The sequence below is a fragment of the Martinezella rhizogenes genome, assembly GCF_000799715.1.
In the GTDB taxonomy this organism is placed as follows: domain Bacteria; phylum Pseudomonadota; class Alphaproteobacteria; order Rhizobiales; family Rhizobiaceae; genus Rhizobium; species Rhizobium rhizogenes_C.
Map to the genome: position 1 here is coordinate 806,454 of NZ_JUHG01000013.1, position 19,638 is coordinate 826,091.

The following is a 19,638-nucleotide window of genomic DNA, read 5'->3' on the forward strand; positions in this document are numbered from 1 at the left end:
CCGGAGTAATTGCTATCATGCAGAGCCGCGGCTTGGCCTTAGAAGACCTTGCCTTCCTCGAGATGCGTCGTCGTTCCGTTGATGTAATAGTCGCCGACCACCCTCGCCTTGTGCAGCAGCGGGTTGTGGTTGAGGAGCGTGCGGATGTTGCGCCAGTGGCGATCGAGATTGAGGTGACGCGAGGTCGCCGACCCGCCACCCAGCTCGAAGACATTGGTCGCGGCGGCAAGCGCAAGCTGCGAGGTGACGATCTGTGTTCGCGCCGTCGTCAATGCGCTTTCGACCAGGGCCGCTTCCAGTTTTTGCGGATCGTCCTCCGCAAAGGCGACAACGGTCCGATCAAGTGCCCGCGCGCTCTCGCGGATCAGGGTATCGACCGCAAACGAACCGGCTGCGATCTCGCCCAGGATCTTCTGCACGAAGGGATCCGCATTTGCCGTTTCGGCAGCGCTATGAGCAGTCGATCGCGCCTGCCTGCGCACATAGCCCGTGCCCTCGGTAAGAACGCCGCGCACGGCGCCCGCCATCGAGGCGGCGAGATGCAGTTGCCGCAACGTCGAGGCATGGCGGCCGACAAGCGTATTCAGGCCTCGGGTGGAAATCTCGTGCGGCAGGACCTCGACATCTTCGAGCAGCACGCCGCCGCTTGCCGTCAGGCGCTGGCCCATGCCATCCCAGTCGTCGAGAATGGTGATGCCCTTGCGATCCACGGGCAGGAGAACGCCAACAAGCTGGTCTTCGTCGTTCCTGGCGCTAAAGGAGGCGAAGTCGGAAAAGGCCGTTCCCGTCGCGTACCATTTACGGCCGCTCAGCCGATAGCTGTCGCCGGATTTCGTCAGCCGTGTCGTTACGTCACCAGGGCGTTTGGTGCCCTGCTCCGTATGGGCACCGCCAAAGAGCTTGCCGGAGAGGACGCGGCCGAGCTGGGTCCGGTCGAGCGCCGTGTTGGGATTGAGCAGCAGCCCTTCAGTGAAATTGAAATGGCTTCTCAACGCATGAGCGACATTGGAGTCTGCCGCGCCGATCGTCATGATCATTTCGATATAATCGACGACCGAACCGCCCGGACCTCCGAGATCGACGGGAATGCGTAATGTGCCGAGCCCTGCCTCCCTGAAGAGCCGGAACGCCTCGAACGGCAGCTCGCGCTCCAGGTCCCGCCTTGCCGCCTCCTTGGCAATCTCCGCCGCAAGCTCCGGCACCTTGGCAAGCAGCGCCGCCAGATTGGTGGAATGAGACACAGCCTGGACGGGCTGGATGGCTGGGGCGCTGGTCGGCATGGAGGAACTTTCTCGGCACCGGAAGGATGGATGTCAGGGCCCGCGACCGGCGAGCCCTGAGAGAGATCGTCAGGCGACGGCGCGTGCAAGCGGCACGACATTGTCGGATGCCGATAGATTGCTGCGCGGCACCCGACCTTCGAGGGGGTGGCTTGGATCGTTGAAGCCAGGCGTCGACGGATGGCCCGTCGTCACCAGGCGATCGACCAGCGCTTCATCCTCGGCATCGAGCTTGACATCGAGGGCACGGATATAGCTATCCCAATGCTCTTCCGTGCGCGGCCCGGTGATGGCGGCGGAGATGAGCTTGTTGTTTAGCACCCAGGCGAGTGCGAATTCGGTCGGGGCGATGCCCTTGCGGGTCGCGTGCGCCGCAATTTCCTTGGCGATGGCGATCGATTCCGGGCGCCATTCGGTTTCCAGGATGCGCTTGTCACCACGGCCGGCGCGCGTGTCGCTCCCCGGCGCCTGCCCCGGCTCGTATTTGCCGGTCAGCACGCCACGCGCGAGCGGCGAATAGGAGACGACCCCGAGACCGTAATGATGGGCGGCCGGAAGCTGTTCGGCTTCGGCTGTGCGGTTAACGATATTGTAGAGCGGCTGGCTGGCAACCGGGCGGTCGATACCGAGCTGGTCGGCGAGCTGCGCGACCTCGGCGATACGCCAGCCACGGAAGTTCGAAACGCCGAAATAGCGCAACTTGCCAGCGCGGATGAGATCGGCAATAGCTCGCACCGGCTCCTCGAGCGGCGCATCGAAGACCGCCCGATGGAAATAGAGGATATCGATATAGTCGGTCTTCAGCCGACGCAGCGAATTCTCGACGGTCTCGATCACCCATTTGCGGGAATGGCCGCCAAGGTTCGGACCCTTCTTGTGCGAGTTGACGAACTTTGTAGCGAGAACCCAATGATCGCGGTGGTTCTTTATACCGCGGCCGACAACCTCCTCGGACTTGCCGTCGTGGTAGACATCGGCCGTATCGACGAAGTTGACCCCCTGCTCGCGCGCCTTGTCGATGATCCGGAATGCAACATCGTCCGGCGTCGGGCCGCCGAACATCATCGTGCCGAGGCTCAGCGGCGATACCTTGAGGGCGCTGCGCCCCAGATAGCGATAATCAACCATTTCATTCTCCATTGCTATTAAGCGTGATGACAGGCGACGGCATGGTCGCCGTGGAATTGGCGCAAGGCTGGGTCCTCGACCCGACAGAGGTCGGTCGCCAGCGGACAGCGTGTGTGGAAGCGACAGCCCGACGGTGGGTTGTGCGGGCTCGGCAGGTCGCCGGTAATCGGAGCCGCTTGCCTGCGCTGGGACGGATCGGGCACGGCGGCGAGCAGCGCTTGCGTGTAGGGATGCTTGGCGCCGGTCCAGAGCGCGCTGGTCGAGGCGCTCTCGACGATCCGGCCGAGATACATGACGAGAACCCTGTCAGCGAAATACCTGACGACGGAGAGGTCGTGCGAAATGAAGAGATAGGAGAGCGACAGCTCCGTCTTCATCTCGACGAGAAGATTGAGGATCTGCGCCTGGATCGAAAGATCAAGAGCCGATACCGGCTCGTCGCAGATCACCAGTTCCGGCTGCAGGATCAGCGCGCGCGCAATCCCGATACGCTGGCGTTGGCCACCGGAGAATTCATGCGGATAGCGATCCAACGCATCCGGCGGCAGGCCGACGTGCTCGACCATCGACGCGGCGATCTGATCGCGACGCCTGCGGTCGCCAATGCCGTGAACGGCGAGCGGCGCGGTCAGGATTGCGCGGATCGTCTGGCGCGGATTGAGCGAGGCGAACGGATCCTGGAAGATCATCTGGATGTTGCGGCGGATGGAGCGCAACTCTTTCCCGGACATGGCCGAGACATCGCGCCCCTTGAAGGTGACGCGGCCGGATGATGGATGGACGAGACGCATCAGCGACTTGCCGAGCGTCGACTTGCCACAGCCGGATTCGCCAACAAGCGCCACCGTCTCGCCCTCGCCGATCTCCAGCGAAACGTCGTCAACCGCCCGAACCGTGCCGGCGTTGGCTGAATAATGCGTCGAAAGCCTATCGACCGATAGCAACGGCATGGGCAGCCTCCGTCAACGAGGAACCAAAGGGACAGGCAACCTGCCGTCCGGCCGGAAGAACCAGCAGCGGCGGGACCGAGGATGAGCATGAGGCCCGCGCCACCGGACAGCGCGGCCGGAACGAACAGCCCTTCTCGCCAGCCGCGGAGACGACCGAACCCGGAATTTCCGAAAGCGGCCCGTCGCAATAATGGTAATCGGCGTTCAGCCGTGGCGAGGCGGCGAGCAAGCCCTGCGTATAGGGATGATAGGGCGTCTCGAAGACCACATCCGGCAGCCCCTCCTCGACCTTGCGTCCGGCATACATCACCACGACGCGGTCGGCCCACTGGGCGACGATGCCGAGATCGTGGGTAATCAGAATGACCGCCATGTTCAGTTTGCTGCGCAGATCGTCGAGCAATTGCAGCACCTGCGCCTGGATGGTCACGTCGAGCGCGGTCGTCGCCTCGTCGGCGATCAGCAGCTTCGGATCACAGGCAACGGCAATGGCGATCATCACCCGCTGGCGCATGCCGCCGGAAAGCTGATGCGGATAATCGTCGACGCGACGAGCAGCATCGGGGATGCTGACGAGATCGAGCAATTCGATCGCCCGCGCCCGCGCCTGCCTGCGGCTCAGGTTCTCATGAATGCGCAGGACTTCGACGATCTGATCGCCGATCGTCAGCACCGGATTGAGCGACGTCATTGGCTCCTGGAAGATCATGGCGATGTCCCGGCCGCGAATGCGGCGCAGTTCCTTTTCCGGCAACGTCAGGAGGTCCTGACCATCAAAACGGATCTGGCCGCCGGCTTTCGCCTGGCGCGGCAGCAGGCCCATCAGCCCGAGCGCCGTCAGCGATTTTCCCGAGCCGGATTCACCGACGATCGCCAGCATCTCGCCGGACGTCACGGAGAAGCTGACGCCTTTTACCGGCTCCGCGGCGGCAAAGCGGACGGAGAAATCGCGAACATCGAGAAGCGCCGGCATCTTAGCGTTCCTCCGCAAAACGGGGATTGAGCGCATCATTCAAGCCGTCGCCGATCAGATTGAGCGCAAGAACCGTGAAGACGATGGCAAGGCCCGGCAAAGCGGTCAGGTACCAGGCGGTGCGGATGACGTCGCGGCCCGAACCGATCATCGAACCCCAGGAGACCTGATTGGGATCGCCGAGCCCCATGAACGACAGCGCCGATTCCATCAGGATCGCACTTGCGACCATCACCGAGGAGGTGACGATCAGCGGCGGCAGCGCATTCGGCAAGATTTCGCGGAAGATGATGCGCCCATGACCGAAGCCGAGGCTGCGGGCGGCAAGCACGTAGTCCTTTTCGCGGATGCCGCGAAATTCGGCGCGTGTGAGGCGCGCGACCGTCGGCCAGCTGACGAGAGCAATGGCGACCGTTACCGTCGTCGTGGTCGGCTGCGCGATCGCCACCAGCACCACGAGCAGGACGAAGCTTGGTGTCGTCTGGAAGATCTCGATGAGCTTGACGAGCACGTCGTCAACCAGCCCACCGAAATAACCGGCAAGCGCGCCGATCGTGATGCCGGCGCCAAGTCCGAGCAAGGTCGCCGCTATGCCGACGAGCAGCGATACGCGCGCGCCATGTAGAATGCCGGCAAGCACATCACGGCCCATGGAATCGGTGCCGAGCGGATAGGCGCCGTTCTGGCCCGGCCAGAGGAAGGGACGCGAGACCATCTCCATCGGGTCACCGGGATAAATGACCGGAGCGAGCAGCGCCGCAAGCGCCACGGCCGCGAGGAAGGCAAGGCCGAACAACGCGTTGGGGTTGGCAAGGAAGACCTTCACCTCCCGGCGCGCGCCGCGCCATCGCTGCCTACCAACCGAGGCGATACGCGCATCCGGCGCATGGATATGGGTCCAGCGTCCCGCCGAGCGCGGCGCGGCGGCGGGTTCGGGCTCAACGGTTGCCGCGGCGAGTTCGATCGGCTCTCCGGTATAGGGCCTGAGCTTGTGCGTATTCATCGGCTTGCTCCGATTCTGGGGTCGAGCCACGCTTGCAGAAGATCGACGGCCGCATTTGCGACGATCACGAGGAAGGAGGAGAGAAGCAGGATCCCGAGCAGCACGCTGAAATCGCGCGCCATGACCGCTTCGAAGGCCAAGCGCCCAAGGCCCGGCCAGCTATAGACCGTCTCCACCACCACGGCACCGCCGAGCATGCCTCCGAAATGCATACCGGCCATGGTGGTGATCGGGATCAGCGCATTGCGCAGCACATGCCGCGTCGTCACGAAGAACGGCGACACGCCCTTGGCGCGGGCCGTGCGAACGAAATCCTGCGACTTGACTTCGAGCATGGAGGCCCGCGTCAGCCGCGCGTAGATTGCGAGATAAAACAGCGACAGCGATGTCGCCGGCAGGACCATGTAGCGGGCACGATCGAGCAGCGCCGGCAGGCCGGTCAACCGCGAGCCGATCGTGCTATCGCCGCCGCTCGGCAGCCAGCCGAGCTTGACGGAGAAAAACAGGATCAGCATCAGGCCGATCCAGAATCCCGGGATCGAATAGAACAGCAGAGACACGATCGATATCAGCCGGTCCGGAATCCGCCCCGCGAAGGTCGCCATCAGCGAACCCAGGATCAGTCCGACGGTGATCGCAATCGTCAGCGCGGCGAGCATCAACATCAGCGTCCCCGGCAGGCGTTGCCCGATCAGGTCAGCCACCGGCATGCCATAGCGCGGCGAGAAGCCGAGGCTGAAATGCACGAGGTTGTTGAGGTAGTCTGCGAGCTGCACGAGGATAGGATTGTCGAGGCCGAACCGCGACCGCAGGGCCGCCATGGATTCGACCGTCGCAGAGCCCGCTTCCGCTGCCATGACGTCGGCGGCGTCGCCCGGCGCGAGCTTCAGCAGGAAGAAATTGAGAATGACGATCCCGAGCATCGTCGGCACCGCCTGGATTACTGTTCGCCGGATTGCTCGTGCGATACGTCTATAAGCTGACACCGCGCTTCACCTCGCAACTGCTATCGCTGCCACTTCGCGGCATTGCAATAATAGTTGACTAAATCTGTGGATTTTGTCAAATCTACTTTAGCAAATAATTCTTATATCGGCTGAGAAATTACGATTTAATCGCAGTTAAAACCCATAATATCAGAGTAAATTAGCATAAAATATCAAACCGTATATCTGCCGAGGTAAAAAGCTCTACCGCAAGAAGCTTCCGCAGAAAGTGAAATCAGCAGGGGCTGGCCCGAGGGTCACAAGCCCGCAATGTGAAGGCTTGACGCTCATGACCCGACTTCCGACCCCCACCCGCCGTAGCTTCCTCCTGACCTCGGTGGCCCTTGGCGTGACCATGGCAGCACGGCTGCCCGCTTCCGCCGCCGAACCTTCGCGCGGCGGCAGCGCGACCTTGCTGCTCTCGGCCGAACCTCCGGTTCTGACAACGATCGCGCATACCGCCTACAACTCGGTCTATGTATCGTCGAAGACGACGGAGGGCCTGCTCACCTATGACTTCGACCTCAATCCCCAGCCGCTTCTAGCAAGGGAATGGTCGGTCAGCGACGACGGCCTGCGTTATACGTTCAAGCTTCGCGACGGCGTGAAATGGCATGATGGCCAGCCCTTTAGTTCGGCCGATGTCGCCTTCTCCATCGAGACCATCAAGGAGGTTCACCCGCGCGGGCGCAATACCTTCCTGAACCTCATCGATGTCGAAACGCCGGACGCACTGACGGCGATCCTGATCCTCTCCCGGCCGGCGCCCTACCTGATCACGGCGCTTGCCGCCTCGGAAACGCCGATCGTGCCACGGCACATCTATCAAGGCACGAAGGTAGCGGAAAACCCGACCAACCTTGCTCCGATCGGTACCGGCCCCTTCAAGTTCAAGGAATGGGTGCGCGGCAGCCATATCGTCTATGAACGCAACCCGGACTATTGGGATCAGCCGCGTCCCTATCTCGATCAGTTGATCGTCCGCTTCATCCCCGATGCCGCATCTCGATCCATCGCCATCGAGACCGGCGAAATCGATCTGGCGCCATCGACGCCGGTGCCGCTCAGCGATCTCGAGCGTTTCAAAAGCCTGCCCGGCATCGCCTTCGAGACGCGCGGCTATCAATACGCCAACGGCGTCAGCCGCATCGAATTCAATCTCGAACGACCCTTCTTCAAGGATATCCGCGTCCGCCGGGCCTTCGCACATGTGATCGACCGCAAGGTCATCCGGAACACGATCAATTACGGCTATGGCGAAGCCATCCCCGGTCCGATCAACCCGAACCTGACGAAATGGTACGTGGCGGATCTGAAGACCTATCCGATCGATCTGGCCCTTGCGGAAAAGCTTCTGGACGAGGCCGGTTATCCGCGTGGGGCCAATGGCATCCGCGCCCGCGTCAATCTCGACTATGTTCCAAGCGGCGAAAGCTACAGTCGTGGCTCCGAATATATTCGCCAGGCGCTCGCCAAGGTGGGGATCGATGCCACCGTGCGCAGCCAGGATTTCGCCACCTACACGAAGCGTATCTACACTGATCGCGACTTCGATTTCGCCTTCGAGGGCATGAGCAACCTGTTCGACCCGACCGTCGGCGTGCAGCGCCTCTACTGGAGCAAGAACTTCAAGCCGGGCGTGCCCTTCTCCAACGGCTCGGCCTACAGCAACCCGAAGGTCGACGCCTTGCTGGAAGCCGCCGCCGTCGAGACCGACCCCACGAAGCGCGTCGCGCAGTGGCGGCAAATCCAGGAGATCCTGGTGGAGGACCTGCCGGCGATCGACATCGTCAGCCAGCCGGAACTCACCATCTACAACAAGCGCATCGCCGACCACACGCGCGGCGGCGAAGGCATCGCCGGCAGCCTGGCCTATGCCTATGTCGCAACCGCCTGACCGACACTGAAACGCCAGAAAGCACAAAGACACCATGTCCATCCAACATCAACCGGGCTCCTTCGTCGGACTGCCGAAATTTGTAGCACCCACCGACTTTCCCAAGAGCCCGCTGTCGCAAGCGCTGAAGCAGCCCGTTCTGCTCGGTCTCTTCCTGCCGATCCAGGCGGGCGGCTGGACGCAATCGACGCTGGAACGATCGACCGATTGGCGCTTCGACTACAACAAGGCACTGACGCTGCGGGCGGAAGAACTGGGTTTCGATCTGGTGTTCGCCCTGTCGCAATGGCTGCCGAAGGGTGGATATGGTGGTGTGTTCGACGGCCAAGCGCTCGACAGCTTCGTTTCGATCGCAGCGCTTGCAGGCCTGACGAAGAAGATCATGCTGATCTCCACCATGCATGTGCTCTACGGCCCCTGGCATCCGCTGCATCTCGCCAAGTTCGGCGCGACGCTCGATCACATCACCGGAGGGCGCTGGGGCATTAACGTCGTCACCGGCCATCGCGCCGTTGAGCACGAGATGTTCGGATGGCCACGGATCGAGCACGACAAACGTTATGATCTCGCCGCCGAATTTCTCGAAGTCGTGCAGCGACTGTGGAGCGATACCGAGAATTTCTCCTATGAGGGCGACAGCAGCTGGAAGCTCGGTGGCGGCTTCGTGACGCCGAAGCCGAATTACGGCCGGCCGATCCTGGTCAACGCGACCGGCTCCGATGCCGGGATCGCCTTTGCCGGCCGCTATTCGGATATCGTCTTCATCACCAGCCCGACCGGCGCCGATATCGACAGCGCGCTTCAATCCCTGCCTGCCCACACCAAGCGGGTCAAGGATGCGGCAGCCAGCGTCGGGCGCACCGTTCGCACGCTTCTCAATCCGATGGTCATCTGCAGGCCGACCGAGAAGGAAGCCTGGGCGCTCGCCGACAGGATCGTAGACCATGCAGACCGGCGTTCGCCGCAGGGCTTCCAGTCGCTGAATTCTGACGCGCAGGCCTGGAAGGGCCGCGACGCCGAGGATCCCTATCGCTTCATCGGCGGCAACATCCGTGTCATCGGCTCGCCGGAACAGGTGGTTGATCAATTCCTCAAGCTGAAAGCCGCCGGCGTCGATGGTCTCCAACTCAGCTTCTTCGATTTCCGCGACGACCTCGAATTCTTTGGCAGCGACGTTCTGCCGCTGATGAAGCAAGCGGGCCTGCGCAACTGAAAGGGATGCCCATGACGAGCAATGCCATTTCCGAAATCTGGTACACACGCTGCCCGGTTCCGACGCCCGTCGGTCTCGCGGCCCAACTCGGCTATCTGGAAGAAACCTTTCGCAAGGATGGCGTGACGTTGAAATCCATCATCGATTCACCGGACCGCAACGTCCGTCAGAGCCACTTCAACCACACGCTCGACTGGTCGTTTCGCCATGGTGGCAACGTACCGCCGATCCGCGCACGATCCGAAGGCCGCCGCACGCGCCTCGTCGGGATCACCTGGACGGACGAATTCCAGGCAATTATCACCCTGCCGCAAACCGGCATCAAAACCACGAAGGACCTGAAGGGCCGTCGTTTCGGCATCCCGCGCCGCCCAGAAGGCATTGTCGACTTCATGCGTGCAACGGCGTTGAAAGGGCTGGTTTCCGCGCTTTCTCTTGAAGGACTGACCCATACCGATGTCGAAATCGTCGAGATCGCGCTGGCGGATTCCGTTCTGGCGAGCCAGGAAGGCCCATCGCTGTTTGGCCTGAAGCGCCGACAGGCTTTCGGCGAAGAGGTGGCAGCCCTGATCCGGGGTGAGGTCGATGCGATCTACGTCAAGGGAACCGCCGGTATCAATATCGCCAACCTGATCGGCGCCGTTCAGGTCGCCGAGTTCGGCTTCCATCCCGATCCGAAGATCCGCATCAACTCCGGCTCGCCGCGCGTGCTGACGGTGGACGATCTGCTGGCCGAAGAGCGTCCCGATCTCGTCCGCCGGCTGCTCGAGGCAATCTTCAAGGCAACCGCCTGGGCGGAGGCCCATCCGGAGGAAACCCGCCGTTTTGTCGCGCGTGAAGCGGGCGCCACGGAAGAGCAGGTTCTGGCCGCGAACGGCCCGGATATTCATCGCCACCTCGGGCTCGGCCTGGAGCCGGAGCTTGTCGAGGCCGTCGGGCACTACAAGGACTTCCTACGCGATTGGGGCTTCCTTGCCGAGGACTTCTCGATCGCCGAATGGGTCGACCGCCGTCACATCGATGCTTTCGACGCCCGCGCCGTCGCGTGACGCAGAAAGCTTGCCCGCGACCATGACACGGGATTTCAACGATCTGGCTGTGGCGTGGCAACGGAGCAGGAAAGGGCTTCCATCGCGCTTACTGGCCGCTGCGGATGAAGTCCGCAATTCGTTCGGCGATCATGATGGTGGGTATGTTGGTGTTGGCGCAGGGGATCGACGGCATCAGCGAGGCATCGCAGATCCGTAGTCTCTCGACGCCGTAAACCCGGCCGGTCGCGGATGTCACGGCCATCGGATCGTCCGGCGCGCCCATGCGGCAGGTGCCGGAGGGATGCCAGGTGCCGCCGACGTGCCGGCGGACGAATTCGGTCAGCATTGCATCGTCGTTGAGCAGGCCGTCCATGGTGGTGCCCAGGGTGACGGCGGAATGAATGAGGGCGGCGCGCAAGGGGCCTGCGAGGTCGAGCATCGTCGACAATGCGCCACGCTGGATCGCGTTCCATGCGCCGGGAACGGCGACTTTGGCGACGCGCGGGGAGTAGCTGGAGGGAAACACCGTGCCCCGATAACCGTTCATATGCGGATCGAGCAGCGCATGCGCGCCCATGCGCAATGCCAGTTTCAGTCGTTCGAGGTCACGTTCGTCCGTCAGCATCCGGAAATCGACCTCGGGCTCGGCCAGCGGATCGGCGGACCCAAGCTTTAGGATGCCGCGCGAATAGGACTTGTTGACCCAAAAGAACAGGCTGCCCATCCGCAGGCCGACCGAATGCCAGCCGGAGCGTGACAGGATGGCGGCATGCATGTCGCCCTGCGGCGTATCGGGAAGGCCTGAGGAAAAACGCCAGATCGATTGCTCATGGTGTTCCGTGCGGTCTCGCACCCTCATCCACGGCGGCAGATAGGCGGCGACCGCGATGGATGGATGTTCCATCAGATTGCGGCCGATGCCCGCGCGCGATGAGATGACGGGAATGCCCAGCGCTGCGAGTTCCGCGCCGGGGCCGATGCCGGAGCGCAGCAGCAGCGCCGGGGAATGGATCGCGCCTGAAGCGACGATGACCTCGTGCGCCTTGATGGTCTGGGGTTGGTTGCCGGTGAGTGTGGCGCCGATCGCCCGCGTGCCCTCGAAGAGAATACGCGTCGCGGTGCTGTCGGTGATGATCGTGAGGTTCGGGCGCCGGCGAACGTCGGGCGTCAGATAAGCAATCGAGGTCGGCAGGCGTTCGCCGGCATCGCTGACGGCGACGGCGCCCCGGAACGTGCCGTTCTCCCAGGGGCCATTCTGGTCGGGACGGATCGGATGTCCCTGTGTCTCCAGCGTCTTCATCACGCGATCGACGAAGGGCGATATCCTCTCGTCTGTGACCCGCCGAATCGACAGCGGTCCGTCCGCTCCATGCAGGGGGCCGCCGAAATCCCGGTCAGCCTCTATTCTGCGGAAATAGGGCAGGCAGCTGTCCCATCCCCAGCCAGTTGCCCCCAGTTCCTCCCATTCGGCGTAGTCGGACGGAGCGCCGCGATTGGCCATCAGCGCATTGATGGCGGAGCCGCCACCGAGAAGCTTTGCCTGCTCGTAGCGGCGGGATGAGCGAGGCGCGCTGTTTGATCTGGAAGAGCCCATCAACGCCGTGAGTGAGGACCATATGTTGCTGGTGTCGAGATAGGCGCGGCCGGGATAACGGCTGCGCACGTCATCGGGGATGTCGCCGGCGGCAATATTGCGTCCGGCTTCGACAAGAACCACCGTCCGCTTCGGATCCTCCGACAGCCGCGCCGCCAGAACGCATCCGGCCGAGCCGCCGCCGAGGATCAGGTGATCGGCAATCATGCGGCCTTCCCCTGGCGACGATCCGTGTTGCGCGCATTCATCGCCACCAGCATCACCAGGATGAAGGAGATCGCCGTCAGCAACGAGCTGATCGATGCGATCGTCGGATCGATTTCGTCGCGGAGCGCGGTGAACATGCGCTTTGTCAGCGTCTGGTACTGGCCGCCGGATATGAACAGCGAAACGACGGTCTCGTCCATCGCGGAAATGAAGGCGAACAGCATGCCGGAAATCACGCTGGGCCGGATCTGCGGCAGGGTTACGACGAAGAAGGTGCGCAACCGGTTCATGCCGAGGCTGCGCGACACCATCTCCTGCGTATGGTCGAATTTTCTGAGTCCGACCAGAACCGAGGTGATGACATAGGGCAGGCCGAGCATGACATTGGCAAGGATCAGCCCCGTCATGGTGGCGATCAGGCCGATCTGCGCATAGACGAGGAAGACGCCGACGGCGGTGATGACGATCGGCACGATCAGCGGCAGGAGCAGCAGCATCTGCAGGCTGCGCACCAGCCGGGACGAGGTCATATCAAGCGCATAGGCGGCAGCCGTGCCGAAGATCGTCGCCAGGATGGCACTCGAAACCGAGACGATAAGGCTGACGCGGGTTGCCTGCATCCATGCGGCGCTGCTCAGATAGGCCTCGTACCAGCGCAGGGACCATGATGGTGGCGGGAACGACAGGAACCGGGCGCCGGAAAAAGACATGGGCACGATGATGAGGATCGGGATGATCAGCCAGGCGAGGATAAGGGCGACGACGGCATAAAGCAGGATTTTGGACATGCGCATGCGTCACCTCGTTCCCATGATGCGTTCGAACGGGATGATCATGCTCGCCAGGCGGAAGACGAGGAAGACACAGGCCATGAGCACCACGCTGATCGACGATGCGGCACCCCATTCGTTGTAGACCTCGATGTTGCGGGAGACGAGCATGGAGACCATGTAGGTGCGGCCGCCGCCGAGAAGTTCCGGGGTGATGTAGAAGCCGAGCGTCAGCACGAAGACCAGAACCATGCCGGCGATCATGCCGGGCAGGGACAGGGGCAGGAAAACCCGCGCAAACACATGCGTCGGCGATCCGCCGAGGCTGGCACCTGCCATTGTCAGCTCGGGCGGGATTTTCTTCATGGTCGCATAGAGCGGCAGCACCATGAAGGGCAGCAGGATGTGAATGGTTGCGAGCACCGTGCCGAACTCGTTGTTGACGAGCAGCAGCGGACTGTCGATCAGCCCGGCACTCTTCAGCGCCGAATTGACGATGCCGGTTCTCTGCAACAGGATGAGCCAGGCATAGGCGCGCACGAGCACGCTGGTCCAGAAGGGCAGCAGCACCATCGCGAGAATAAGCACGCTCCATCGCTGCGGCAGGCCCGCCGCCACATAGGCGACGGGATAGCCGAGCAGAAGCGTTGCGAGCGTGACCACGAACGCGATGCGGAAGGTTTGGAGGAAGGTCATCCAGTAGACGGAATCGGTCAGGAACCGTTCGTAGTTGACGAGCGTAAAACCGCCGTCCTGCCAGATCGACTGCCAGGCAAGCCAGAGCAGCGGCACGATCAGCAGCGACACGACCACGAGCAGGGCCGGGGCAAGAAGCATCAGCATCAACCTCTGCTCGCGCCGGTCATGAAGCTGCGAAGGATTGCTTGTCGACACGGTCATAAATGACCCTCCATGGGCCGGTGATTACTTCTGGATGAAGGATGCCCAGCGCTTCTGCGCTTCCTCGCCAGCCGGCGAACTCCACCATTTGTCCGACACCAGAACCTGCTTGGCTGCGTTCTCCGGCGAGCTTGGCATTTCAGCTGCACGCTCCGGGGAAATCTTGCCGGTCTTGTAGGCCTCCGGATTGCCCGGGCCGTAATCGATGTAGGCCGGGAAGTTCGCCTGGATATCCGGCGTCATCGCCGCGTTGACGAATTTCACGGCGGTGTCGAGATTGGGCGCGCCCTTGAGAATACAAAGCGATGTGTATTGCAGGAAGCCCTGGTTGAATGTGTAGCTGATCGGGGCTCCTTCCTTGGCGACGGCGGTTACGCGACCGTTCCAGGCCATTTCCATGTCGACCTCACCATCGGCAAGGAGCTGTGCCGACTGGGCGCCCGAGGTCCACCAGACGGTGACGTAAGGCTTGATTTCCTCGAGCTTCTTGAAGGCGCGATCGACGTCCAGCGGATAGAGCTTGTCCGCGGGTACTCCGTCGGCGAGAAGAGCTGCTTCCAGCGTGGCAAGCGGATGGTTGCGCAGCGCGCGCGTGCCCGGAAACTTCTTGACGTCCCAGAAATCCGCCCAGCTCTTTGGCGGGTTTGTTCCGAACTTGTCCTTGTTGTAGGCGAGCACGCTCGAATAGAATTCATAGGCCACGGAAAAGGGGCTCTTGTATTCCGCGGGCATTTTCTCGGCATTGGGGATCTTGGAGAAATCGAGGGTCTCGATCATGCCCTGTTGGCCGCCACGGACGCAATCCTGTGTCGGCGTATCGACGACATCCCAGATCGGCTTGCCTGTCGATGTCTGGGTCTTGATGACCGGCCAGGCGTCCGGCGCGCTATCCTGGTTGACGGTGATCCCGAGCAATTTGGCGACTGGATCGAGGATCGCCTTGGTCTGCGCGTCCTGATAGGCGCCGCCCTGCGATACGAAGGTGATCTGTTCAGCCGAAGCAAGGCCGGCTGAGAGGGCGATGGCTGACGCGGAAAGCACGAGAGTGGAAAATTTCAGTATCATGTCCGTTCTCCTCTTTTGGCAGGATTTCAAACCCCGCTTTTTTGTTGCGTGAAATTCGGGGTCTTATCGCCCGATTGCATCCAGAAACTGGTACCAGCCGGCGACGAGCCGGACGGCGGGTTCCCGGATGGGATAGAAGGGAACGGGCTTCAACCGTTCGGAAGTCAGAAGTCCGAGGTCGGGGCTTTCGCCGGCGACGATCGCGGCGACGTGTTTGCCCATGCAGGAGGCAAGCGCCACGCCGGTGCCGTTGTAACCGACCGCATAGACGACGCGTTCGTCCAGCCGGCCCACATGCGGAATGCTGTCCATGGTCATGGCGACGAGACCGGACCACCGGTGGGTAACGGCGGCGTCGGAAAGTTCGGGGAACTGTCGCACCATCGCTTTGTGTAGCGCGGCGAATGCGCTTTCCGAATCCGTCTTGCCGAAGGCGCCGCGGCCGCCATAGAGCAGCCGGTCGCCCGCCTTGCGAAACCAGCGCATCATCCGCCGGGTCTCGGTGTAGCTGCGGCCATTGGCCAAGAGAGCACCCCCGGCTTTGCCGGATAGCGGTTCCGTGGCGATCATGGCCGAGCGGAAGGGGATGATTGCCTTGCGGACTGCCGCCGTCGCGCGTGTCAGGTCGGAATAGGAATTGGTGGCGATCACGACCTGTCCGGCGGCGATGGTACCGTGTGGCGTTTCCAGAAGCACGCCGGAGCCCTCGCGTTTGAGGCCGGTGACCGGCGCATTCTCGAAGATGTCGATGCCGGCGGCCTTCAGCCCGGCGGCAATGCCGAACACGAAATTGAGGGGGTGAATGACGCCGCCATGGGTGTTGAGCATACCGCCGGTGAAATCCCGCGAGCCGGTTTCCCTTTCCATGTCCCCCGGTGAAAGGATGGAGCAGGCGCTGTCGCCGAGCGCTTGCTTCAACCAGTCCACTTCCGTCTTGAGAGCCTCAAGCGAGACCACATTGTGGGCGCAGCGCAGCGAGCCCGTCGGCCTGTATCCGGCGGATGCGATGCCGTAATCCTCGACCAGCTCGCCGACATGCTCGATGGCCTCGATGCCGAGATCGTGCATGCGGCGGGCGGTCTCGATGCCGAATCGGCCGGCTATATCGGAAAAGGCGAGCCGGAACTTTCCGGAGACGACGCCACCATTGCGCCCGCTTGCGCCCCAGCCGATGCGGTTTGCTTCCAGGACCACCGATGACAGACCTCGGCGGGCGAGATAGCGGGCCGTGCTCAGGCCCGTATACCCGCCGCCGATGATGGCCACGTCATAACGATGATCGCCTGACAGTGTGCCGAAGACCGGACGGTCTACGGCTGTCTCCTGCCAGAGGGAATTGATATCGGGAAAGGGAAAATGGGCGGCGGCCATCGTCTATCCTCAGGCCGCGCTTGCGGTCTGAACGCCGGCGGCAAGCTCCGCGTCAACGGCGTCGGCAAGCTGTTTCAGCGAAGAGAAATGGAAGTCCGGCTTCGTCACTACCTTGGGTTCCGGCGTGCCGCCAAACCCCTTCTGACCCTGACGCCGCTCGATCCAGCACGTCGTGTAGCCAAGCTCCTTGGCCACGCCGATGTCGTGGTGCTGGCTCTGGGCAACGTGCAGGATTTCCGACTGCTTGAAGCCGGAGGCGGATTGACGGCCCTTGTTGAAGGCGAAGAACTGCGGGTTGGGCTTGGCGCATCCGGTTTCGTCGCAGGTGACGCTGTCGTGGAAGGGATTGCCGAGCGTGTCCGAATAGGCCGAGAAGGCCGTGCGGTCCGCATTCGTCATTGCCACAAGCCGGAAATTCTTGCGCAGGCGTGCGAGCGCCTCAACCGAGTCCGAGAAGGCCGGCCAACGCAGGACCGCCAGCTGAAAGGCTTCCGCAGTCGCGGCGTCTTTCACAAAGCCGCATTCCGTTGCCAGGGAGAGATAGACGTCCTTCATGGCAAAGGAGGAGCGGCCGTAAAACTTGTCCCGGCCACGCTTGTAGGGCTCAAAGATCTGGTCGTCGGAAGCGGCGGCCGCTTTCTCCCCGCCAAGAGCCCGAACGGCATTCAGGACACCCATTTCGAAATCGATCAAAGTGCCGACGACATCGAAGGTCATGACCTTGAATTCGGTGAGTTTCATAGTCTTCTTTCCTTGTTGACTGTAAGAATGAACGCGAGATTTCAGGACGCTTCCGGCACGATGATCGTGTCTTCGGGATGCAGTGCCACGACGATCGGGTCGCCCGGCTTCTTGAGTTGCGCGCGGCCGGCATGATTGCTTGGGAGCCTGAGGCTGAGGTCGCCACCGGATGACAGCGTCAGGAAAACCCGGATGCTCTCGCCCTGATAAAGCGTGTCGGTCACGGTTCCCGCCAACCGGTTCGATGCCGATGGTTCGCTGCCATCTGCGACGACGAGCTTTTCGGAATGGACCGCGAGATGCAGGTGGCGGTTCTCTGGAACGCGATGCGAGGTGCGCAGGATTGTGTCGCCCAGCCTTACGGTGTCGTCGCCTTCACGCTTGACCGGCAGCAGCGTTGCCTCGCCGATAAAACGGGCGACGAAGGAATCCGCCGGATGATCATGAAGCTGCTCCGGCGTATCCACCTGCACGAACCGGCCCTTATTCATGATGGCGACGCGATCGCTCATTGTCAGAGCCTCGCGCTGGTCGTGCGTGACGTAGATGATGGTTGCGCCCAGCCGCTTGTGCAGGCGCTTGAGTTCGATCTGCATGGTCTCCCGCAGCTGCTTGTCGAGCGCGGAAAGCGGCTCGTCCATCAGGATCAGTCCCGGCTCGAAAATCATGGCGCGGGCGAGTGCGACACGCTGGCGCTGGCCGCCGGAAAGTTCGTGAACGCGCCGCTCTCCGTACCCGGTCAGTTCGACCATATCGAGGGCTTCCCGCAGCTTGCTTGGCCAGTCCGATTTCGGCAGGCGACGCGCCCTCAGCGGAAATGTGATGTTCTCGGCGACACTCATGTGCGGAAAGAGCGCATAGTTCTGGAAGACGATGCCGATATTACGTTTGTGCGGAGGCTCGAATGTAATATCCCGTTCGCCGAGCCAGATGGATCCGGACGTGGGCTGCACAAAGCCTCCCAGAATACCCAGAAAGGTCGTTTTCCCCGATCCGGATGGTCCGAGGATCGAGACGAATTCGCCCGCGGCCACTTCCAGGCTGACATTGTCCAGCGCCTGGAATTCTCCATAGCTCTTGTTTGCAGCGCGAATGGAAACGCCCAAACGCTCAGCGTTCTTTAGATCAATCATATGATTCCACTGCAAAATCTACACACGCTGATGCCGGATCGACAGGCGCTGCATTCCTTGTTGAGTAGAAACCTGGACATGTGGCCCATGCCGGAACGCTGTCTGCCCCGCAGGTTTGCATATCCTGTTCCCCGATTTTCTTTGAAGGTCTTTTGCCTTCCTTGATCGGCAACAGACCAAAGAACCGAGCTGTCCGCAATTGAAAAAAAGTTCAGAAAGGTGTTACATCATGTAATGAATAAATTGCGCCGGTCCCTGCCGTCCATGAATGGCCTCTTTACTTTCGAGGCTGCGGCGCGCTGCGGCAACTTCTCCAAGGCAGCGAACGAACTCAACGTCACGCCGGCGGCCGTCAGCCGGATGATCGCGCGCCTGGAAGAACATCTCGATACGGCGCTGTTTAGCCGCCAGCCGGGGGGTGTCGGCCTCACCGAATCCGGCCGGATTCTCTTCGACGCGATTGCGCGCGGCTTTTCGGCAATCGAGAACGCGCTGCGCGAGATCGAGGATCGCCGCATCGGCATCCAAACGGTCTCCCTGTCGGTTTCGACGGGCTTCACCACCCATTGGATGATGCCGCGCATGGCGGAATTCAAGAAGCAGTTTCCGACCGTCGACCTGCGTTTCCAGCTGGTGATGGGCGCGCTGGCTGGTCCCGTCAACGACGTCGATCTCGGCATGCGCTTCGTCAACGGTTCGGATGAGCGGCACGAGGCGGTTTTCGTCATGCCGGAAATTCTGGTTCCGATCTGCAGCCCAGCCTATCGGGAAAGCCATGGGCCGGATGGTAACGACATGAAGCGGAGCCCCGACACCACCATCAATCTCAGCGATGCACAGCCGAACTGGTCGAGCCTGTTTTCCCCGGCGAACGAGGGCGATGCGATCAACTCGATGATTTTTTCCGACTATGCCATCGTCGTGCAGGCAGCGCTTCTCGGGCAGGGCGTTGCGCTCGGATGGCTGAACGTCGTTGCGCACTGGCTGCGAACCGAGGCGCTGGTGCCGGCGCGCGAACACCTGATGACGACGGGCCGCCAATGCCATCTCGTTCGCCTGCGGGACAAGCCGGCCCGCGCCATCGTCACGCAAGTCCGCGACTGGATGATCGCCGAACTCAATAGTGACATCGTCGCGGTAGACGCGCTTTATCCCACACTCGGCCTGAATCCGGAGAGTTGGTCGAAAACGGGGTAGTGACTTCTCGAAGACACTCATCCGCTCGCGGCGCGTGCCGCAAAACTCCCAGTAGATGATCCGCGCGGCCATGTCGTGCAGGGAAGGCGTCCGCATGCGAAAACCTTACCAAGGCATCCGCAAAATTTCGGCCGGATTTTGAGGCGGTCACAGCTCGCGTAACTTTTATTGCTCGTGTGCGTTTAGACTACGCATGAAG

At 61.9% G+C, this 19,638-nt stretch carries 17 protein-coding genes; 4 read left to right on the plus strand and 13 right to left on the minus strand.

What is annotated here, in order from left to right; all coding sequences use genetic code 11:
• Positions 1-38: 38 nt before the first annotated feature.
• From EX00_RS15630 to EX00_RS15655, 6 genes are all read right to left on the minus strand, one after another.
• Positions 39-1,280 carry an acyl-CoA dehydrogenase family protein gene (locus EX00_RS15630; RefSeq protein ID WP_047459377.1) on the minus strand — a complete coding sequence of 414 codons (1,242 nt, stop codon included), beginning with the start codon at positions 1,278-1,280 and terminating at the stop codon, positions 39-41.
• A gap of 69 nt (positions 1,281-1,349) precedes the next feature.
• Positions 1,350-2,408 (minus strand): aldo/keto reductase, encoded by a 1,059-nt coding sequence (locus EX00_RS15635; RefSeq protein WP_047459380.1) that lies wholly within the window; start codon positions 2,406-2,408, stop codon positions 1,350-1,352.
• Between the two features lie 17 nt (positions 2,409-2,425).
• On the minus strand, positions 2,426-3,358 hold the full coding sequence (locus tag EX00_RS15640; protein WP_047459383.1) for an ABC transporter ATP-binding protein: 933 nt from the start codon (positions 3,356-3,358) through the stop codon (positions 2,426-2,428).
• A complete protein-coding gene (locus EX00_RS15645) occupies positions 3,336-4,331 on the minus strand; it encodes an ABC transporter ATP-binding protein (protein ID WP_047459385.1) in 996 nt (331 codons plus the stop codon). The genes EX00_RS15640 and EX00_RS15645 overlap by 23 nt, the downstream gene beginning before the upstream one ends.
• A gap of 1 nt (position 4,332) precedes the next feature.
• Positions 4,333-5,334: an ABC transporter permease gene (locus EX00_RS15650; RefSeq protein ID WP_047459388.1), complete on the minus strand. Its 1,002-nt coding sequence runs from the start codon at positions 5,332-5,334 to the stop codon at positions 4,333-4,335.
• Positions 5,331-6,320, minus strand: a complete 990-nt coding sequence (locus tag EX00_RS15655) for an ABC transporter permease (RefSeq protein ID WP_047459391.1) — start codon at positions 6,318-6,320, stop codon at positions 5,331-5,333. The genes EX00_RS15650 and EX00_RS15655 overlap by 4 nt, the downstream gene beginning before the upstream one ends.
• Before the next feature lie 289 nt (positions 6,321-6,609).
• On the opposite strand from EX00_RS15655, the gene EX00_RS15660 reads away from it, so the two are divergent.
• From EX00_RS15660 to EX00_RS15670, 3 genes are read left to right on the plus strand one after another with little or no spacing between them, the layout of a single operon-like run.
• The gene (locus EX00_RS15660) at positions 6,610-8,217 is read left to right on the plus strand and encodes an ABC transporter substrate-binding protein (protein ID WP_047459394.1); all 1,608 of its coding nucleotides are present in this window, start codon (positions 6,610-6,612) and stop codon (positions 8,215-8,217) included.
• 34 nt (positions 8,218-8,251) lie between these two features.
• Positions 8,252-9,430, plus strand: a complete 1,179-nt coding sequence (locus EX00_RS15665; protein WP_047459396.1) for an LLM class flavin-dependent oxidoreductase — start codon at positions 8,252-8,254, stop codon at positions 9,428-9,430.
• A gap of 11 nt (positions 9,431-9,441) precedes the next feature.
• On the plus strand, positions 9,442-10,479 hold the full coding sequence (locus EX00_RS15670) for an ABC transporter substrate-binding protein (protein ID WP_047459402.1): 1,038 nt from the start codon (positions 9,442-9,444) through the stop codon (positions 10,477-10,479).
• 88 nt (positions 10,480-10,567) lie between these two features.
• Here the strand turns inward: EX00_RS15670 and EX00_RS15675 are convergent, their stop codons facing one another.
• From EX00_RS15675 to EX00_RS15705, 7 genes are all read right to left on the minus strand, one after another.
• A complete protein-coding gene (locus tag EX00_RS15675) occupies positions 10,568-12,262 on the minus strand; it encodes a GMC family oxidoreductase (protein WP_047459407.1) in 1,695 nt (564 codons plus the stop codon).
• Complete coding sequence (locus EX00_RS15680; RefSeq protein WP_047459415.1) at positions 12,259-13,056, minus strand: ABC transporter permease; 798 nt, start codon at positions 13,054-13,056, stop codon at positions 12,259-12,261. Before EX00_RS15680 ends, EX00_RS15675 begins: the two co-directional genes overlap by 4 nt.
• A 3-nt stretch (positions 13,057-13,059) precedes the next feature.
• The gene (locus EX00_RS15685; protein WP_047459418.1) at positions 13,060-13,932 is read right to left on the minus strand and encodes an ABC transporter permease; all 873 of its coding nucleotides are present in this window, start codon (positions 13,930-13,932) and stop codon (positions 13,060-13,062) included.
• A 24-nt stretch (positions 13,933-13,956) separates the two neighbouring features.
• Complete coding sequence (locus tag EX00_RS15690) at positions 13,957-14,997, minus strand: ABC transporter substrate-binding protein (protein WP_047459419.1); 1,041 nt, start codon at positions 14,995-14,997, stop codon at positions 13,957-13,959.
• 63 nt (positions 14,998-15,060) lie between these two features.
• Positions 15,061-16,368, minus strand: a complete 1,308-nt coding sequence (locus tag EX00_RS15695; RefSeq protein WP_047459423.1) for an NAD(P)/FAD-dependent oxidoreductase — start codon at positions 16,366-16,368, stop codon at positions 15,061-15,063.
• Between the two features lie 9 nt (positions 16,369-16,377).
• Positions 16,378-17,109, minus strand: a complete 732-nt coding sequence (locus EX00_RS15700) for an HAD-IA family hydrolase (protein ID WP_047459426.1) — start codon at positions 17,107-17,109, stop codon at positions 16,378-16,380.
• A 41-nt stretch (positions 17,110-17,150) separates the two neighbouring features.
• Entirely contained in the window at positions 17,151-18,242 is a 1,092-nt protein-coding gene (locus EX00_RS15705) for an ABC transporter ATP-binding protein (protein ID WP_047459430.1), read from the minus strand.
• A gap of 234 nt (positions 18,243-18,476) precedes the next feature.
• Here EX00_RS15705 and EX00_RS15710 point away from each other — a divergent pair, with 234 nt between their 5' ends.
• Positions 18,477-19,439, plus strand: coding sequence for a LysR family transcriptional regulator (locus tag EX00_RS15710; protein WP_047459433.1), 963 nt, complete (start codon positions 18,477-18,479; stop codon positions 19,437-19,439).
• The last annotated feature ends 199 nt before the right edge of the window (positions 19,440-19,638 follow it).

Bases quoted from the DNA above. Each gene is read 5' to 3' on its own strand.
- EX00_RS15630 (WP_047459377.1), bottom strand. From the start codon at position 1,280: ATGCCGACCAGCGCCCCAGCCATCCAGCCCGTCCAGGCTGTGTCTCAT.
- EX00_RS15635 (WP_047459380.1), bottom strand. From the start codon at position 2,408: ATGGTTGATTATCGCTATCTGGGGCGCAGCGCCCTCAAGGTATCGCCG.
- EX00_RS15640 (WP_047459383.1), bottom strand. From the start codon at position 3,358: ATGCCGTTGCTATCGGTCGATAGGCTTTCGACGCATTATTCAGCCAAC.
- EX00_RS15645 (WP_047459385.1), bottom strand. From the start codon at position 4,331: ATGCCGGCGCTTCTCGATGTTCGCGATTTCTCCGTCCGCTTTGCCGCC.
- EX00_RS15650 (WP_047459388.1), bottom strand. From the start codon at position 5,334: ATGAATACGCACAAGCTCAGGCCCTATACCGGAGAGCCGATCGAACTC.
- EX00_RS15660 (WP_047459394.1), top strand. From the start codon at position 6,610: ATGACCCGACTTCCGACCCCCACCCGCCGTAGCTTCCTCCTGACCTCG.
- EX00_RS15665 (WP_047459396.1), top strand. From the start codon at position 8,252: ATGTCCATCCAACATCAACCGGGCTCCTTCGTCGGACTGCCGAAATTT.
- EX00_RS15670 (WP_047459402.1), top strand. From the start codon at position 9,442: ATGACGAGCAATGCCATTTCCGAAATCTGGTACACACGCTGCCCGGTT.
- EX00_RS15675 (WP_047459407.1), bottom strand. From the start codon at position 12,262: ATGATTGCCGATCACCTGATCCTCGGCGGCGGCTCGGCCGGATGCGTT.
- EX00_RS15680 (WP_047459415.1), bottom strand. From the start codon at position 13,056: ATGCGCATGTCCAAAATCCTGCTTTATGCCGTCGTCGCCCTTATCCTC.
- EX00_RS15685 (WP_047459418.1), bottom strand. From the start codon at position 13,932: ATGACCGTGTCGACAAGCAATCCTTCGCAGCTTCATGACCGGCGCGAG.
- EX00_RS15690 (WP_047459419.1), bottom strand. From the start codon at position 14,997: ATGATACTGAAATTTTCCACTCTCGTGCTTTCCGCGTCAGCCATCGCC.
- EX00_RS15695 (WP_047459423.1), bottom strand. From the start codon at position 16,368: ATGGCCGCCGCCCATTTTCCCTTTCCCGATATCAATTCCCTCTGGCAG.
- EX00_RS15700 (WP_047459426.1), bottom strand. From the start codon at position 17,109: ATGAAACTCACCGAATTCAAGGTCATGACCTTCGATGTCGTCGGCACT.
- EX00_RS15705 (WP_047459430.1), bottom strand. From the start codon at position 18,242: ATGATTGATCTAAAGAACGCTGAGCGTTTGGGCGTTTCCATTCGCGCT.
- EX00_RS15710 (WP_047459433.1), top strand. From the start codon at position 18,477: ATGAATAAATTGCGCCGGTCCCTGCCGTCCATGAATGGCCTCTTTACT.